Consider the following 17,740-nt stretch of genomic DNA (forward strand, 5'->3'; position numbering starts at 1 on the left):
ACATTTATAGCAATCCGATGGGGACCATGGTACAATAGGCAAAATAGTTTTATCTGTACGATTATGGACGTTATGTCCGGGAACGTACGTGAATAGACATGAGGAGGGTTTTACCGTAATGACAGCAAGTACGAAAACGATTGATCAATTATCCGTTACGACGATCCGCACGCTAGCGATCGATGCGATCGAGAAAGCCAAATCCGGACATCCGGGCATGCCGATGGGCGCAGCTCCGATGGGTTACCAATTGTTCGCCAAGTCGATGAAACATAATCCGTCCGAACCTACTTGGATCGACCGCGACCGTTTCGTTCTCTCTGCGGGCCACGGTTCCATGCTGCTGTATTCCTTGCTCCACCTGAGCGGCTACGACCTGCCGATGGATGAATTGAAAAACTTCCGTCAATGGGGTTCCTTAACGCCAGGACATCCGGAATTCGGCCACACGGCCGGCGTTGACGCGACGACAGGTCCTCTCGGCCAAGGCATCGCGATGGCGGTCGGCATGGCGATTGCGGAAGCGCAGCTTGGCGCGACTTATAATCGCGAAGGCTTCGACATTATCAATCACTATACGTACTCGATCTGCGGCGACGGCGACCTGATGGAAGGCGTATCCCACGAGGCGGCTTCGATGGCGGGCCACATGAAGCTCGGCAAGCTGATCGTGCTGTACGATTCGAACGATATTTCCCTCGACGGAGAACTTAGCCTCTCGATGTCCGAGCTTGCGGGCAAGCGCTTCGAAGCTTACGGCTGGCAAGTGCTGCGCGTAGAAGACGGCAACGACTTGGACGCGTTGGCGAGAGCGGTCGCGGAGGCGCAAGCTGAGAAGAGCAAACCGACGCTGATCGAAGTGAAAACGGTCATCGGCTACGGTTCCCCGAACAAAGGCGGCAAAGGCGGCCATGCAGGTCCTCACGGTTCCCCGCTCGGCGCCGACGAGTCCCAATTGACCAAAGCGTTCTATGAATGGCCGCATGAAGAATTCCACGTGCCTGAAGAGGTTCGCGCTCACTTCGCGGAAGTGAAGAAAGCAGGCGAGCATGCGCACGCGGCTTGGAAAGCCCAATTCGCGAAATATAAATCCGCCCACCCGGCATTGGCTGCTCAATTCGAAGCGGCTGTCGCAGGCGAATTGCCTAGCGGTTGGGATGCGGATCTTCCGAAGTACACGACGGAAGACAAACCGCTCTCCACGCGCGTTGCTTCCGGTAACGCATTGAACGGACTTGCTAAGAACATCCCGCAGCTCGTTGGCGGTTCCGCCGACCTCGAAAGCTCGACGATGACGCACCTCAAAGGCTTGCCGGTCTACAAACCAGGCAACTACGACGGCCGCAACATCTACTTCGGCGTTCGCGAGTTCGGCATGGCGGCAGCCATGAACGGCATTATGCTGCACGGCGGCTTGAAAGTATACGGCGGTACGTTCTTCGTGTTCACCGACTACCTGCGTCCGGCTGTACGTTTGTCGGCGATCCAGAACCTGCCTGTTACTTACGTCTTGACGCATGACTCTATCGCGGTCGGCGAAGACGGCCCTACGCACGAACCGATCGAGCAGCTCGCTTCGATCCGCATCATCCCTAACCTGACGGTTATCCGTCCGGCCGACGGCAACGAAACGTCCGCGGCATGGGCTTACGCGATGCAAAACCAAGGCAAACCGGTCGCGCTTGTCCTAACGCGCCAAAACTTGCCGATTCTCGAAGGCACGGCTAACGCACGCGAGACACTTTCCAAAGGCGCTTACGTCGTATCCGAAGCCGCGAACGGCAAACCGCAAGGCATCTTGATCGCAACGGGCTCCGAAGTTCAGCTTGCGGTCGCTTCCCAAAAAGCGCTTGCCGAGCAAGGCGTACACGTTCGCGTTGTCAGCATGCCAAGCATGGATCTGTTCGATGCTCAAGACGCGGCATACAAAGAAAGCGTTCTGCCTAAGAGCGTTAAAGCTCGCCTTGCGATCGAGATGGCTCATCCGTTCGGTTGGGATCGTTTCGTCGGCGACGGCGGCGCGGTTCTCGGCATCAGCACTTTCGGCGCATCCGCACCGGGCGATCGCGTAATCAAAGAATACGGCTTCACGGTGGAGAACGTCGTGGCGCAATTCAATAAATTGCTGTAGTACGCATAAGGGAGCTGGAGAGAGCCATGTCGCAATACAACAACGTATCCGTAGTTAAAAAAGCGAACGTATATTTCGATGGCAAAGTTACGAGCCGCACCGTCGTATTCGATGACGGATCGAAAGTAACGCTCGGCGTTATGCTGCCGGGCGAATACGAATTCGGCACCTCGCAGAAGGAAGTCATGGACATTCAGTCCGGAGAGCTTTCCATATTGCTCCCAGGCAACGCCGAGTGGCTTGAGATCACGAATCCGCAAGCTTTCGAAGTTCCGGCTAACGCCAGCTTCAAGCTGAAGGTCAGAACGGTAACCGACTATATTTGCTCGTATTTGGATTAATTCCGAATGCGGTAAAGCCGCTAAGGCTCCCTGACGGGAGCCTTTTTTTGGTCGTTATACTCTATATCGCTGCAGGGCAAGTGCCGCTAATTCGTTAAATGCGTCACCTGAGCAAGCAGCGTCTGGCTTGCGACTGCGCAGAGTACAGTTAGTTATTTCGGAATCGCTTATACCAGCCATATACTGCACCGAATACATCTAACGTACTCAAAAACCGCCGAAATCTCGCTATACGCCAAACTAACTGTACTTCGTGCCGTTGGTCGAATCAGCGGCAACCGATTCGCTGGAATATCGGTATTCCGTGCAGTTGTCCGCTCTAAGTCCGATATGAAACTACGACACGATTAGTCACCGCTAAGGCTCCCGTTCGGGGAACCTTGCTTTTCTTTGCTCCGCATCTTGCGAGAAGACCAAAGATCGATTATAATCATTTATGCAACCGGTTGCATTGAGTGAAGGGGGAAGTGTCGTTGAGCCGTCTTACGATCAAGGAAATCGCGGAAATAGCTGGCGTTAATAAAGCGACGGTATCCAGAGTGTTGAATGGAAGCGTTAACATTTCGGAGAAGACGCGAAACAAAATCATGGAGATCGTCAGGGAGCACAACTACGTACCGAACACGGCCGCGCGCGCATTGGCGTCAAGCCGGACATACACGGTCGGATTTTGCTTCGACTACACGAATCGCCAAGCTTACGCGAATCCGTTCTTCAACGAAGTCCTGAGAGGGATCGAGGAAGAAATTTATGCGAACGACTACTTGTTCCTCTTGATGAGCGTGCACGATATCGATAAGAGCGAAACGACGACGTTCCAGAAAATCGTGCGAGAGCATCGGGTTGACGGGGTGCTGATCCCCGAAAGCTTGCTGACGGAGGAACATTATCGGTTTCTGATCGATCATGCGATGCCTTTCGTCGTCATAGGCGAATCGCCTAGAGAGGGCGTCCGATGGGTCGACGTCGATAACGCGCAAGCGGCGGAAGCGCTGACCGAGAGACTGATCGGCCAAGGCTGCAAGGACATCGTTCTATTAGCTTCTCCTGAGCAAGGACATAAAGACATTTACGTCGCGAACCGCATAAGAGGCTATGCGGCGGCGATGACTAGGCACGGGCTTCCTTCGAGGATCGCCGAGCCGGATCGATTAGGGCAAGAGGATTCGCCGCCTCATGCGCTTATCGCCTCTAGCCAGGAGAAGCTGTACGAGTGGCTGGAAGCCGAGAAGACGGCCGCGCATCAAGCGATTCCGGTCGCGGCTTTCGACGAGCATCCGTTGTATCGGCATTTGCCGACGCCGGTGGAGTCGATATCGTTGCAGCTCGAGAGAATGGGAACGCAAGCCGCCAAGCTGCTCCTCCAGGTCATAGACGGCACCGAAGATGCTCCTTCGCACATCAACGTACGGGCGCGAACTTAATTCAGAGAAGGAACGATTCGTATGCAAGCATGGACTTATGCCGGGTGTCACGATCCGGCGTTGGATTTCACTTTGTTGGAGCTTGATCGCGCGGAAATCCGATTGCGGGTTCCCGATCGGGCGACAAGCGTAGCAATCGTCTACTGGAATAAATACCGGCATCAAACGCTCGGCAGACGCGAACAAGCGATGAACGCATGGTCATCGACTTCCAGCGGCAGCTATTACCGTATAACGCTTCGAGCGGAAGAATCCCGGATCCGTTATTTGCAGTACGCGTTTCGGTTCGAGCTGGACGGGCATACCTATTGGGTGCTTTCCCACGGCGTCGAGACGGAGTTTCGTCCGCAGCACGCATTCCAGTTCTCGTATGCGGGAGATCGGGACGCGGTCCATTCCCCCCGGTGGATTCGCGACAGGATCTGGTATCAGATCTTTCCGGAGCGTTACCATAACGGAGATAGTCGCAACGATCCGGCGGGCGTAGAAGCCTGGGGATCAGAGCCGACGCGGGATAACTTCATGGGAGGTGATTTAAGGGGAATCATTAACAAGCTGGACGCGATCGAGGCGCTGGGGGTCAATGCCTTATATCTGAATCCGATCTTCGTATCGAGAAGCAATCATAAATACGATACGGAAGATTACATGGCGATCGATCCTGCGTTCGGGACGAAGGAAGATTTGAAGGAGCTCGTAGCCAAGTGCCACGAGAGAGATATCAAGGTCGTGCTGGACTTGGTCATCAATCATTGCGGGTACTTCCATCCTTTTTTCCAGGACGTCATCGCCAGAGGAGCCCATTCCCCGTACAAAGATTGGTTTTATGTTCACGAGTACCCGATCGAGCTGAGCGAGGATCGATACGATTCGGTCGGTTACTGGAAATTCATGCCTAAGCTGCGGACATCAACCCCCCAGGTTCGTCAATACGTCTTTGATCTCGTTGCCTTCTGGCAGGAAGAAACGGGAATAGACGGCTGGCGAATTGATGTCGCAGACGAAGTGGAGCTCAGCTTCTTGCGGGAGCTGAACGCCGAAGTCAAGCGGGTGACACCTGACGCTTTTATTATTGCAGAGATTTGGTACGATGCCAAGCCGCTAATGGTCGCCAGAGGTGCCGACAGCTTCATGAACTATGAGCTGCGCGCCATTCTGCTAGAACTATTCGCGGACCAGTCGATCCGGGTCGAGGAGTTCCATGAGCGGTTAACGCGTCATTATCACCGTTATTCGTTAAAGGAATCTTTGCAGCAATTCAACTTGGTCGGCAGTCATGACACGGAGCGCGTGCTGACCCGTTGCAAGCAGGACGAGAATGCGCTGAAGACGATAACCGCCGCGCAGTTCATGCTGCCCGGAACGCCGGTTGTCTATTACGGCGACGAGATCGGCATGACCGGCGAGAACGATCCGGGCTGCCGTGGAGCTATGGATTGGAGCCAACCGCATGAGAACAACGGGCTATGGCGGCATTACCGGTTATGGACGACGCTCCGAAAGACTGCGCCTAGCCTTACGCACGGCTCGCTCGAACTCGCGATCGATGGAGCGAACGCGACCATCAAGATTCAAAGAACAAGCGAAGAAGAATCGCTTTATTTAATCGTCAACATGTCGGACGCGGCACGCGCGCATGAAGAGACGCTTATCGGATTCGGATTGATGCCGGAACGGCTCGAGTTCGTAACTTCGAGCAATGGGCGCGCCGATCAAACGGAGTATATGCAATACGCGTTGTATAGGGAAGCACATATATAGGGCGAGTTAGTTCGAGCCCGACGTAGAGTCAGTATATCAAGGAGGAATTCGAACATGCGAAACCGTAAATCGCTTCGATTAATCGTAACCTTAATGCTTCTGGCTTTGCTGGCCGCGGGATGCGGCAACGGCAATAACAATAACGGGCAAGCGCAAGGGACGGCCGGCGCGTCGCCGAATGCCGAACAGCCTGCCGAAGACGTAACGCTAACGTTCTGGCATCATTACAGCACGGCTTCCGCGGAAGAAAAGACGCTCAAAGAAGTGCTTATTCCGAAGTTCGAAGCCGAGCATCCGAACATTCGCGTTAACGCGGTATCGTTCCCGTGGGACCAGTTGCACCAGAAGCTTCAGATCGGCGCGTCCGCCGGAGAGCTCCCGGACGTCGCGCGACTAGACATCATTTGGGTGCCGGAACTGCAAGCTAACGATATGCTCGTGGCGTTGGACGAGAAATTCGACGATTTCGCAGAAGTAAGCAAAGAGCTGTTGGCAGGACCGTTGTCCACGGCCGTTATTGGAGCGCATACTTACGCGCTTCCGCTCAATACGAATACGAAAGTGTTGTTCTGGAACGAAAAAATGTTCAAAGAAGCCGGATTGAATCAAGCTCCGGCGACGATGGACGAGTTTTTCGCGGCGCTGCCGAAGCTGAAGGACAAATTCCCGCAATCGTGGGGATTCGGCGAACCGGCGCTTCGCGGGTGGAACGTTCTTCCGTGGCTTTGGAGCAATGGAGGGGACGTATTATCCCCGGACAACACAACGGCGCAAGGCTATTTGAACGGCGCCGCTTCCGTCGAGATCGCGACGAAGCTGCAACAAGCGTTCTCTCAAGGGTTGATCACCGGCTTTAAGCCGGGAGACACTCCCGTGACGGAAGGCCATGCCAAAGACGTCTACGGCATGATGGCCGAAGGCCCTTGGGCGTTCGCCCAATTTACCGACCAATTCAAGGAGTTCAAACCGATGGCGGCTTCGTTCCCGGCGGGCAAAGGCGGCTCCGTTCAAGTGCTCGGAGGCGAGGACATCGGCATTCTGAGCAAAGAGCATCCGGAAGAATCCTGGGAGTTCGTGAAATTCATGGTGTCCGAGGCAGCGGAAGTAGAGATGGGCAAGGTCGGACAAATTCCGGTCAATCTGAAGGCGATGGAGCACCCGGATATTAAAGCGATTTCTTACTTCGCGCCGTTCCTGGAGCAGTTAACGACGTCCAAAGCCCGTCCGCCGGTAAGCGCATGGCCGCAAATCGACGACGTGCTCAACGACGCTTTCATGCAGATTTTCCTTCAAAAAGCGGACGTCCAAAAAACGTTGGACGGAGCTGCTCAGCAAATCGACGATCTATTGAATGCATAAAGAATGAGAAGACGAGGACACTACCCCCTGGTGTCCTCGTTCTTTAAAGGAGTTTTACCTTATGTACGCGAAAAAACTGCGGCGAGACGCTTACTTGTTTTTTATTCCGGGATTTTTGTTCGTCTGCTGGTTTATCGTCTACCCGCTCGTTCAAAATTTCCTATATAGCTTTTACGACTTTCGACTGACCCGGTTAAGCGACAAAACGTTCATCGGGCTCGATAACTATCATGCGATTTTCCACGAAAAGCTGTTATGGATTTCGTTGCGCAACTTGTTATATTACGGCCTGCTTACGGTTCCCGGACAAATGGTTTTAGGATTTTTGGCCGCGTACGCGCTCTATCGTTCCTTTCCGGGGGTGAAGTTTTTCAGGGCCGTGTATTTCGTGCCCGTCGTCACTTCCTGGGTCGTCGCTTCGCTCGTATTCAAGTTTATTTTCACGGATCGCGGATTTTTGAATTACCTGCTCACGGATAAGCTTCACTGGACGTCCGCGCCGGTATCCTGGTTGAGCACTCCGTTTCTAGCGCTGACGGTGCTTGCCTTGCTCGGCATCTGGAAGGGCATAGGCTGGGTCATGGTTCTCTATTTGGCCGCGCTCCAGAACGTACCGCAGTCGCTGTACGACGCCGCAAAGGTGGATGGCGCGGGAGCTTGGCAACGCTTGGTTCATATTACGATTCCTTCCGTACGCCAGACCTCCAGCTTTATTCAAGTGATGTTGATCATCGGTTCGTTCAACGTCTTTACTTCCGTCATGCTGATGACCGGAGGCGGGCCTCTCCATGAGACGGAGGTTCTGCTTAGCTGGATGTACAATAAAGCTTTCAAACATTACGACCTGGGATATGCGGCGGCGCTGGCCTATCTCTTCGCGCTCCCGATCGCCGTATTGAACTGGCTGCAAATGCGCAGAGACAAGGAGAGTGATTGATCATGAGCGCTCGTCTTTCTCGCGTTAGCATCGGAATCGCTCTATTCATCGGCGCGGCGATTTCGCTTTATCCTTTGTTCTTCATGCTGTCGACATCGCTTCAGCCCAACGCCGTCATTCTAGAATATCCGCCGCGTCTGTGGCCGTCCGAGCCAACCTGGGATCATTATTGGGAGGCCTGGAACAGCCAACAGTTCGGCAGAAGCTTGCTCAACAGCGCCTTTGTAACCGTTGCGGCGTTCTTCGCGCTATTCGCTCTATCGTCCATGCTGGCGTTCGCTTACTCGCGATTCGAATTCCGGGGAAAAAGAATCAGTTGGCTCGTATTGATGGCCTGTTTGACGATCCCGGTCATGACGCTCATCATTCCTCAATTCGTTATGATTCGGGATATGGGTTTATACGATTCGTATTGGGCGCTCGTTCTGGTCTATACGGCAAGCGGGATTCCTTTTACGACGTTCTTGCTAAAAGGATTTTTCGATTCCATCTCGAGGGAGATCGACGAGTCCGTATTTATGGATGGCGGAAGCTCGCGGCTATTGTTCCTCCGGATCGTCATGCCTCTTTCCAAACCGGCTTTCGTTCCGGCGATCATTTTTAACGCGCTGTATATTTGGGAGGAGTTTCCTTGGGCATTGACGATCATCAACGATCCCGCCAAACGAACGCTCCCCGTCGCCTTGGCGAATTTCCAAGGCCAATATACGACGCAATGGGGCGTCGTATTCGCGGGCTCTCTGCTCGCGCTACTTCCGATTCTCGTCTTGTTCCTGTTCTTGCAGCGCTATTTGATTCGGGGAATGACGGCCGGGGCCGTGAAGGGATAAACGATTAGGAAGGCTCAACGGACCCCCTTAGCAACGGGGATACCGAGATAAGGGCTAATGCTGTATAGAGACAATTCGGCATTTATTTATCACCATTCGCCTTCCAACTGCATAAATAACAACGAATCGATAGTTAATCGAGAGCGAACTCGTTCTTCGGTCGGTTTCCACTCCGAATAACTGCGCATTGTTTTTATTTTTGCGTGTGAAGGGATTCTTAGAGAAAATAAGTGCAAATTGTTGTTATTCAGCATTAGAGGAATTTCGAGAAATCGCGAAATTATCCGTTAATAACAAAAACGGTTGATCAGAGTCCCGCTCTGTTCAACCGTTGTGCTGTTACCCCTCATGACTGTCGATATACTGCTTCAATTGCAACCGTTGATACAGCGGCAATCCCGCGAGCAGGCAGCCGTACTGGAACTGGCCGTTCTTGCGCTCGATGCGGATCACCTTGGCGGTCATCGGCGGGAGCTCCGACTTCTTCAGGAAATGGATGACGACGAACATATCCTGTTCAAGCGGGAACTTCGAGGCGATCTGCACGCCGTCTTCCGAGACGTCGAGAAGCGAGCCTTCCACGGACTGGCCGCTGAACGAGCCGGCTTCCTGCCATTGATAGATCGACATCATGACGGGAATATCGAGAGGGACCCGCGTTTGTTTCCGCCGTTCCGCGCTTGACTCGTCCCCGACGGCAGCTTTCGTCGCCGCGGCGACGGGAGTCTCCCCGATTCGCTTGCCGATCCAGCTTTCATAGACTTGGGCCAGCGCGGACAAGTCTTTCTCGCCTAAGCCCGCGGCATGCCCGATTTGGAATAAGCTCTTGGCCGCTTCGAGCATAGGCGTCGATACGCCGATACCGTCCGTCAGCACGGAGGACAGGCGCAAATCCTTCAGCATGAGAGCGAGCGAGAACTGGACGCCGTAGTCGCGGTCGATGATTTTGCGGCCTTTCAGATCCGCCTGCTTGCTTGCCGCGCCGCCGGATTGTACGATGCGCAGGAACGCGGACGCGTCGATGCCGCTCTTGGCCGCGATCGCCATGCCTTCGATCAGGCCCGCGGCGTTAATGCCGACGATCGTGTTATGCGCGAGTTTCGCCGTAGATCCGTTGCCGCTGGCTCCCATATAGATCACTTCGCGTCCCATCGTCAGCAAGAGCTCGCGATGCGCCTCGACAACCTGCTCGTCCCCGCCCGCCATGAACAAGAGAGTGCCGTCAATGGCAGCCGGCTTGCTGCCGGTAACGGGCGCGTCGATGAAATCGCCGAAACGTTCGCCGACGCTGGCGGCCAGCCTGCGAGACAGCTCGGGCGAAATCGTGCTGCTATCGATCACGACGGTTCCGGGTTTCAAAGCGGCGATCATGCCGTCCGCGCCGTAATAGATCTCCTCGATAGCGGCGTCGTTGCTGACCATCGTAATCACGACGTCTACCGACCGGGCCGCAGCCGCAGGCGTCGAAACCGAATCGGCGCCCAGCTTGACGAGCTGCTCGTCTTTCCCGGCGCTGCGATTGTATACCGTGACCGAATATCCTTTGCGCAATAAATTCGCGGCCATGGGTTCGCCCATGACTCCCAATCCGATGAATCCGATGGACTTCATTCGATCGTCTCCTTGTGCGTCATCATTCGTTTTGACCTCATTATAGCTCAATTCATACAGGAATACCTATCGAGACGGAGCGGGCAATAGAAAACGTTTATGACATACAATATATTTATTTATGACGTAACGATTGCGGATTCACTTGTGCGAACATCCTTTTTTAAGTATTCTATATCTAATGTTCTAGACCGCTCAGGTCGCGAAAGGGAGAAGAATACCGTGAGCAAAAGCGTAAAGTTCGACTATTCCAAGGCACTTCAGTTTGTTGCCCAGCATGAGATCGACAACCTGGCACCCGCGGTGAAGCTGGCGCATGAGCAGTTACATAACGGTACGGGCGCGGGCTCGGACTACCTGGGCTGGATTAACCTTCCGTCCAACTACGATAAAGAAGAGTTTGCCCGGATCCAGAAATCCGCGAGCCAAATCCAATCCGATTCGGACGCGCTCGTCGTCATCGGCATCGGAGGTTCCTATCTCGGCGCTCGCGCGGCGATCGAGATGCTTCAGCACTCGTTCTACAACACGCTGTCCAAGGAACAACGCAAAACCCCGCAAATTTTCTATGCCGGCAACAACATCAGCTCTACCTACGTGACCCATTTGCTGCAGGCGCTTGAGGGCAAAGACTGGTCGATCAACGTCATCTCCAAGTCCGGCACGACGACCGAGCCCGCGATCGCTTTCCGTATTTTCCGCGAAGCGCTCGAGAAGAAGTACGGCAAAGAAGAAGCCCGCAAACGCATTTACGCGACGACGGATAAAGCGCGCGGCGCGCTTAAAGTGCTGGCAACGGAAGAAGGCTACGAATCGTTCGTCATTCCGGACGACGTAGGCGGACGTTACTCCGTGCTGACGGCGGTAGGCTTGCTGCCGATCGCGGCAGCCGGCATCGACATCGAAGCGATGATGAAAGGCGCGCAAGACGCGGCGAAGGAGCTTAACAACCCGAACTTGAGCGAGAACGGCGCCTACCAATACGCGGCCGTGCGCAACGCGCTGTACCGCAAAGGCAAGACGGTCGAAATTCTCGTCAACTACGAGCCGGGTCTTCACTTCGTGTCCGAGTGGTGGAAACAGCTGTACGGCGAAAGCGAAGGCAAAGATTTCAAAGGCATCTACCCGGCATCCGTCGACTTCTCCACGGACCTTCACTCGATGGGACAGTTCATCCAAGAGGGCAACCGGATTATATTCGAGACGGTACTGCAAGTCGGCGAAGTCGCGGACCACATCACGATCGAGCGCAACGAGGACGACCTGGACGGCCTGAACTTCCTGGCCGGCAAGACGCTCGACTTCGTTAACAAGAAGGCGTTCGAAGGCACGCTGCTCGCGCATACCGACGGCCAAGTGCCTAACCTGATCGTGAACCTTCCGGACATGACTCCGTACACGTTCGGTTACATGGTGTACTTCTTCGAGATCGCGTGCGGCGTGAGCGGCTATCTGCTCGGCGTCAACCCGTTCAACCAAGAAGGCGTCGAAGCGTACAAGAAGAACATGTTCGCGCTGCTCGGCAAGCCGGGCTTCGAGGAACAGAAGAAAGCGCTCGAAGCGCGCCTGTAAGCCACATATGCCATTGTCTTAAAGCCTTAGTTTGGCCATGCCGCCGAGCTAAGGCTTTTCTTATTCTTCCATCGCTAATCGTCTAGGGGTACAATAGGGTGAATAACGACTCAGAGGTGTTGCAAGTGCTTGCTCGATACTCCACCGTCAGACAATACGGCTCGCAAGAAATCGTCATCAGAAAATCGCGCTTCATCGGTCACGCCAAGCCGGCCCGGACCGAGGAAGAAGCGACCGCTTTCATAGAAGAGATCAAGAAGAAGTACTGGGACGCGACGCACAACTGCTCCGCCTATATGATCGGGGATCGCGACCAATACCAGAAGGCGCTCGACGACGGGGAACCGAGCGGCACCGCGGGCAAACCGATACTTGAGGTTATCAAAAACCGCGGCTTGAAAAACGTCGTCGTCGTCGTGACCCGTTATTTCGGGGGGATCATGCTGGGAGCGGGAGGGCTTGTCCGCGCTTATACGGACGGAGCGATAGCCGGGATCGACGCGGCAGAGCCGATCGTGAACGTGTTGCATCGCGAAGTGTTCGTAGATGTCGATTATACGTGGTACGGGAAGCTGGAGAACGAGCTCCGCGGGAGAGGATATCGGGTAGGCGATGTTTCTTTCACGGACCGGGTTGCCGTGCTCTGCTTGCCGGAAGAGGGGGAAGCGGAGAACTTCCGGGCTTGGATCACGGACATCACCCAAGGGCAAGCCGTCATTGCTGCCGGAGAAGCGAAATACATAACCGTAGGTGACCGCCCATAATGCGAATGAATAGACTGCATTAGTTTTTTTAATAAAAACGGCTTCGACGATTGACGGGATTAGCCGCCTGATGGTAAAGTAACAATACCTACTAAGTTAATAGGAATTATTTTATATACAGCTTTTAAGCTTCAGGAGGTACACGACCACGTGAGTTCCGTGATGCACAATCGCTGGTGGAGCTGGGGATTTCGCAGCGCTGTCATGCTCTACTTCGTTCTATTGATCGTATTTCCGATTTGCGGCATATACGGTCAATCGCTATCCGCAGGGTGGTCTGCGTTCTTTGATAATTTATCCGAGCCGTTGGCTTGGAATGCCGTGCTATTAACCGTAAAGCTGGCTTTGTTCGCGACGCTCGTTAACGTGTTCGTAGGAACGATGTCCGCTTGGGTGCTCATTCGGTACCGTTTCCCGGGACGGAGACTTCTGAATAGCCTCGTGGATTTGCCTTTCGCGCTGCCTACGGCCGTCGCGGGACTGATGATCCTGCTTCTGCTTGGACCCCGCAGTTTCGTAGGGGAGTTGGCGGAACGCCTCGGATTTACGATTCTGTTCCATGAACCCGCGATCGTCATCGCGATGGTGTTCGTGACTTTTCCTTTCGTCATTCGCGCGGTTCAACCGTTATTGGAGGAGATGGACGCCTCGGAAGAAGAGGCGGCCTACACGCTTGGCGCGACGAAAGCAAAGACGTTCTGGCAGGTCATTCTACCGAATATGCTGCCCGGCATTTTGAGCGGCGCGATGCTGGCTTTCTCCCGCGCGCTCGCGGAATTCGGCGCGGTCGTGCTCGTGGCCGGGAATATTCCCGGCAAGACGCTCATCGCTTCGGTATACATTTTCGGGGAAATCGAGAGCGATAACGTTGGCGGCGCTACGGCCGTCAGCGTGCTGCTCCTGACGCTGTCCCTGCTGGTCCTCTGGTCGGTCAACTATGTGCAGATGCGGAGGAAAGGCCTATGAGGCGGCTATGGATCGGTTGTACCGTCGTCGTGTTCACGTTGCTGCTCATCATTCCGGTCGTACGAATCGCGATGGGGGCTTGGAACGAAGGCTGGAGCGGCTTCTCCGGGGGCATCACGCGTCCGGAAACCGGGCATGCGCTATTCATGACCGGCTTAATCGTCGTCATCGTTACGTTGATCAATACGGTATTCGGGGTCATGCTTTCTTTATACCTCGTGCGGGCAACTTGGCTCGGACGCAAGCTTAAGCAATTGCTCAACAGCATCGTCGATTTGCCGTTCGCGGTATCGCCCGTGATCGGCGGCCTTATGATCGTATTGCTGCTCGGTCCGGACACCGCGATCGGCGCATTGCTCGGCCGGGCAGGCGTCGATATCGTATACGCCTTGCCGGGGATGGTTATCGCTACGTTGTTCGTGACGTTCCCGCTGATCGTCCGCGAGGTGATGCCGGTTCTACAGGAGATCGGCAACTCGCAGGAGGAAGCGGCGGCTACGCTAGGGGCAAGCGCTTGGACCACGTTCTGGCGCGTAACATGGCCCTCGATTCGTTGGAGCGTCGTCTACGGCGTCGTCCTGACGGTGGCGCGGGCGATGGGCGAGTTCGGGGCCGTGCTTGTCGTATCCGGCAACATTATTAATAAGACCCAGACGGCGACAACGCTCGTCTATCAAGACGTGGAGAATTTCAACCTGACCGCGGCGAATGCCGTCGCGCTCGTGCTTGCGGCGGGATCGGTAGCGTTACTCTTATTCATGGAATGGGCTAAATCCCGAAAGGAAGTGCACTAGGATGCATGTAGAAGTCCGTGGTCTCCATAAGAAATTCGGCAGCTTCCAGGCGGTTCACGACGTGAACTTCTCTATCGACAAAGGCCAGTTGATCGGGTTGCTCGGCCCGAGCGGAGGCGGCAAAACTTCGATCCTGCGTATGCTGGCAGGCTTAGAGACGGTCGATTCCGGCGATATTCTTTTTCACGGCCAGCGCGTGAACGATTTGCCGCCGCAAGAGAGAGGCATCGGGTTCGTGTTCCAGAACTACGCGCTGTTCAAGCATATGACCGTAGCGGACAATATCGCGTTCGGGCTAGAAGTGAAGAAGTGGTCGAAGGCTAAGATCAAAGACCGCGTCGCCGAGCTCGTCGAGCTCACGGGGCTGTCGGGCTTCGAACGCCGCCTGCCGCACCAGCTGTCCGGAGGGCAACGCCAACGCGTCGCTTTCGCCAGAGCGCTGGCGCCCGAACCGCAGTTGCTGCTGCTTGACGAGCCGTTCGCCGCGATCGACGCGAAGATTAGGCACGAGCTGCGCTCTTGGCTTCGCGATATGATCGACCGACTCGGCATTACGTCGATCTTCGTCACGCACGACCAGGACGAAGCGATCGAAGTCGCCGACGAGATCATGATCATCAATAAGGGCCGCCTCGAACAGAAAGGCTCGCCTTGGGAAATTTATAAAGACCCTCAATCGCCGTTCGTAGCCGGCTTCATCGGCGAGTCGACGATCGTGGACAACGTGTCGTCGCTTCGGGGCTTCGATACGGCTAGCACCTGGCCGGGCACGAAGGCGCTCATCCGTCCGGAGTATATCGAGATCGGGCAAGCGAGCGAGTTCGCGACGAAGCTGTCCGCGACCGAGCGGGGGCGCGTTCGTCACATTCATTTTCGCGGCAGCGAGTGGCTTGTCGAAGTAGAAGTCGGCGACACGAAGCTCGTGACGTACCGCTCGCTCGAGAAGCAAGTGCTTCACCCGGGGGAAGAAGTGCAGGTGCTGATTCACCGCGCTTACTTGTTCAACGACAACGACAGCTGGATCATGGAGAACAAGCTCAAGGAAGATCCGCTGCCGGTTCACATTTAAACGCGCAAGGGCGGGAGCCTTCGGAGGCACCGCGGGAGGTATGACATGTTGGCTGGCAATCCTCATTCCTATAATCGAAAGCGCGCGCTGGCGTTCTTGTTCCTCTTGCTGACGCTTGTCCTGACGACGATGCTGCCCGCTTGCGGCAACGGAGACGACGCGGCGGGCGCGAATCCATCGGGAGACGTGACGCTTGTCGTTGGCGCCTACTCGGTCGCGAAGGACGCGCTGGCGGATATATTGCCCGGTTTCAAATCCTATTGGAAGGCGAAGACCGGACAGACGGTATCGTTCCAAGAGTCGTATGAGGCGTCGGGGACGCAAGCCCGATCGATCGTCGGGGGGTTCGAGGCGGACGTAACGCTGCTCGCCATGGTCGGGGATATAGATAAGCTGGTGAAGGCTGAGCTCGTGGAGCCGGGGTGGAACGACGACGCGGCCGCCGGGATGGTGACGCGCTCCATCGTCGTCTTGGGGACGCGCGAAGGGAATCCGCTCGGGATTCGAACCTTCGACGATCTGAGGCGCGAGGACGTTAAAGTGCTTTATCCTAATCCGAAAACGTCCGGAGGAGCGCAATGGGACATTAACGCGATCTACGGAGCAGGTCTCAAGCGATCGGAGAAGGAGCAAGGAGCTCCCGATCCGGCCTATGCGAAACAGTATCTGGCCGACATCCACCGCAACATCGAATCGATGGACAAGAGCGGCCGCGCCTCCATGGCTGCCTTCGAATACGGCGTCGGCGACGTTATCGTAACGTACGAGAACGAGCTGCTCGCGAGGAAGGCGCAAGGCGTCAACTACGACATCGTCATCCCGGACAGCACCATTCTCATCGAGAACCCGGCGGCGGTCGTCGCCCGCAACGCCGATAAGCACGGCGTGAGAGAGGTCGCGGATGCGTTCATCGCTTACTTGCAAAGCGAAGAGGCTCAGCGAATGTTCGCGCAGCACGGCTTCCGTCCGATTAGCGAGACGGTCTCCGCCGCTTATGCAGACCAGTTTCCGCTGCCGGCCGATCTGTTCGACATCAACTATCTAGGCGGATGGGACGAAGTGCGCGAGACGCTGTATTCGAAGCGCGGCGTCTGGTATCGGGTGCTCGCAGGGCAATAAGGACGAAAGAAGGGGCTGTCATTCGCGAACGTGCGAAGGGCGGCTTTTTTTGTTAGAATAAGGTGGACGACTTCTACTAGGAGGATTATCCTTGCAAAGACCAACGACCGTTCGAACGATGCTTTTTCTTGCTTACTTTAAAATAATCATTACGTTATTGGTTGTTCCATCGCTATTTAACGCGAAAGTGCCGGAAGATTTTACCTCAGAGGAACTTCAAACCATCATCTCGATCATTACCTTGTCGCTATTGATCACGATAGCGTTCGTTTATTTCGCGCGGAAGCGTAGATATATGCCTGCATTAATCAGCGCGTTAGCCGCCATCCCCCTCGCCCTTATTATGAACTACCCGCATTTAATCGCTTCGGCAGTCATATTGGTATTGTTCCTCCAGCGCTCGGCACGCGATTACTTCAAGAATAGCGCGCGGCCGATCGCCAAGAGCAACGAGGCTGGCGGCGGCAAAACCGAGGCGATCGAGGCGGAAGGAGAGACGGTCCACGAAGGTTCGGACTCCGCCGAGGAGGCGCCGAGCCGCCCGGCCGCCGCGCCTAAGACGAAAGCGAAGACGGACCTGGAAGTGTCGATTCGCCAAGCCGCGCCGGAGGATGCCGATACGATCCACGCGTTGATGCTGATGTCCTTCGAGGAATACCGCACGAGCATACCGCCTTCGAGCGCGCTAGAGGAAACGAGCGAAAGCATTCTTGAGGCGCTGCAAAACGGCAGCGAGTCCGCGGCGATTCTGTACGAGGACGATGTCGCCGTCGCGATGGTGCGTTATAAGTTCGAGGGAGACGCCGTTTATTTCTTCCGGCTTTCGGTCATTCCGTCCAAGCGCCGCAGAGGATACGCGAAGCGGCTTGTGAAGTGGATCGAGCACCAAGGCACGTCCAAAGGCATGAACGCCAGCCGTTGCAAAGTGCGCCAGACCGTACAGAACAACGTTAGAATGTATCAGGACATGGGGTATGAGATTCTCGATACGGAGCTGGTCGTACGTTCGACGGGGACGGTCAAGGCGCTGTCGATGGAGAAAAGCCTAAGGCCGCAATAAAG

General features: G+C 55.2%; 15 protein-coding genes. 14 read left to right on the plus strand and 1 reads right to left on the minus strand.

Annotation, left to right across the window (positions count from 1 at the left end; all coding sequences use genetic code 11):
* The first annotated feature begins 118 nt into the window (after positions 1 to 118).
* The 7 genes from tkt (at position 119) to COHPA_RS0118920 (ending at position 8,783) form a co-directional block, all read left to right on the plus strand.
* Positions 119 to 2,131: a transketolase gene (tkt, locus tag COHPA_RS0118890; RefSeq protein ID WP_027087708.1), complete on the plus strand. Its 2,013-nt coding sequence runs from the start codon at positions 119 to 121 to the stop codon at positions 2,129 to 2,131.
* A 26-nt stretch (positions 2,132 to 2,157) separates the two neighbouring features.
* Entirely contained in the window at positions 2,158 to 2,472 is a 315-nt protein-coding gene (gene ppnP, locus COHPA_RS0118895; protein WP_027087709.1) for a pyrimidine/purine nucleoside phosphorylase, read from the plus strand.
* Between the two features lie 473 nt (positions 2,473 to 2,945).
* The gene (locus tag COHPA_RS0118900; RefSeq protein ID WP_027087710.1) at positions 2,946 to 3,896 is read left to right on the plus strand and encodes a LacI family DNA-binding transcriptional regulator; all 951 of its coding nucleotides are present in this window, start codon (positions 2,946 to 2,948) and stop codon (positions 3,894 to 3,896) included.
* A gap of 21 nt (positions 3,897 to 3,917) precedes the next feature.
* Positions 3,918 to 5,657 carry a glycoside hydrolase family 13 protein gene (locus COHPA_RS0118905; RefSeq protein ID WP_027087711.1) on the plus strand — a complete coding sequence of 580 codons (1,740 nt, stop codon included), beginning with the start codon at positions 3,918 to 3,920 and terminating at the stop codon, positions 5,655 to 5,657.
* 54 nt (positions 5,658 to 5,711) lie between these two features.
* A complete protein-coding gene (locus COHPA_RS0118910) occupies positions 5,712 to 7,016 on the plus strand; it encodes an extracellular solute-binding protein (RefSeq protein WP_027087712.1) in 1,305 nt (434 codons plus the stop codon).
* A 61-nt stretch (positions 7,017 to 7,077) separates the two neighbouring features.
* A complete protein-coding gene (locus COHPA_RS0118915; RefSeq protein ID WP_027087713.1) occupies positions 7,078 to 7,953 on the plus strand; it encodes a carbohydrate ABC transporter permease in 876 nt (291 codons plus the stop codon).
* 2 nt (positions 7,954 to 7,955) lie between these two features.
* The gene (locus COHPA_RS0118920; protein ID WP_027087714.1) at positions 7,956 to 8,783 is read left to right on the plus strand and encodes a carbohydrate ABC transporter permease; all 828 of its coding nucleotides are present in this window, start codon (positions 7,956 to 7,958) and stop codon (positions 8,781 to 8,783) included.
* A gap of 339 nt (positions 8,784 to 9,122) precedes the next feature.
* Here the strand turns inward: COHPA_RS0118920 and COHPA_RS0118925 are convergent, their stop codons facing one another.
* Positions 9,123 to 10,394, minus strand: a complete 1,272-nt coding sequence (locus tag COHPA_RS0118925) for an NAD(P)-binding domain-containing protein (RefSeq protein ID WP_027087715.1) — start codon at positions 10,392 to 10,394, stop codon at positions 9,123 to 9,125.
* Between the two features lie 222 nt (positions 10,395 to 10,616).
* Here COHPA_RS0118925 and COHPA_RS0118930 point away from each other — a divergent pair, with 222 nt between their 5' ends.
* From COHPA_RS0118930 to COHPA_RS25260, 7 genes are all read left to right on the plus strand, one after another.
* Positions 10,617 to 11,966: a glucose-6-phosphate isomerase gene (locus COHPA_RS0118930; RefSeq protein WP_027087716.1), complete on the plus strand. Its 1,350-nt coding sequence runs from the start codon at positions 10,617 to 10,619 to the stop codon at positions 11,964 to 11,966.
* A gap of 125 nt (positions 11,967 to 12,091) precedes the next feature.
* Positions 12,092 to 12,730 carry a YigZ family protein gene (locus COHPA_RS0118935; RefSeq protein WP_035121401.1) on the plus strand — a complete coding sequence of 213 codons (639 nt, stop codon included), beginning with the start codon at positions 12,092 to 12,094 and terminating at the stop codon, positions 12,728 to 12,730.
* A gap of 162 nt (positions 12,731 to 12,892) precedes the next feature.
* Positions 12,893 to 13,696 carry a sulfate ABC transporter permease subunit CysT gene (gene cysT / locus COHPA_RS0118940; RefSeq protein ID WP_425393711.1) on the plus strand — a complete coding sequence of 268 codons (804 nt, stop codon included), beginning with the start codon at positions 12,893 to 12,895 and terminating at the stop codon, positions 13,694 to 13,696.
* On the plus strand, positions 13,693 to 14,490 hold the full coding sequence (locus COHPA_RS0118945) for a sulfate ABC transporter permease subunit (RefSeq protein ID WP_027087719.1): 798 nt from the start codon (positions 13,693 to 13,695) through the stop codon (positions 14,488 to 14,490). The genes cysT and COHPA_RS0118945 overlap by 4 nt, the downstream gene beginning before the upstream one ends.
* A gap of 1 nt (position 14,491) precedes the next feature.
* The gene (locus tag COHPA_RS0118950; RefSeq protein ID WP_027087720.1) at positions 14,492 to 15,559 is read left to right on the plus strand and encodes a sulfate/molybdate ABC transporter ATP-binding protein; all 1,068 of its coding nucleotides are present in this window, start codon (positions 14,492 to 14,494) and stop codon (positions 15,557 to 15,559) included.
* Positions 15,560 to 15,688: 129 nt separating this feature from the next.
* Positions 15,689 to 16,678, plus strand: coding sequence for a sulfate ABC transporter substrate-binding protein (locus COHPA_RS0118955; protein ID WP_156926763.1), 990 nt, complete (start codon positions 15,689 to 15,691; stop codon positions 16,676 to 16,678).
* A 91-nt stretch (positions 16,679 to 16,769) separates the two neighbouring features.
* Positions 16,770 to 17,738: a GNAT family N-acetyltransferase gene (locus COHPA_RS25260; RefSeq protein WP_027087722.1), complete on the plus strand. Its 969-nt coding sequence runs from the start codon at positions 16,770 to 16,772 to the stop codon at positions 17,736 to 17,738.
* The last annotated feature ends 2 nt before the right edge of the window (positions 17,739 to 17,740 follow it).

It is taken from the genome of Cohnella panacarvi Gsoil 349 (assembly GCF_000515335.1).
Taxonomy (GTDB): domain Bacteria; phylum Bacillota; class Bacilli; order Paenibacillales; family Paenibacillaceae; genus Cohnella; species Cohnella panacarvi.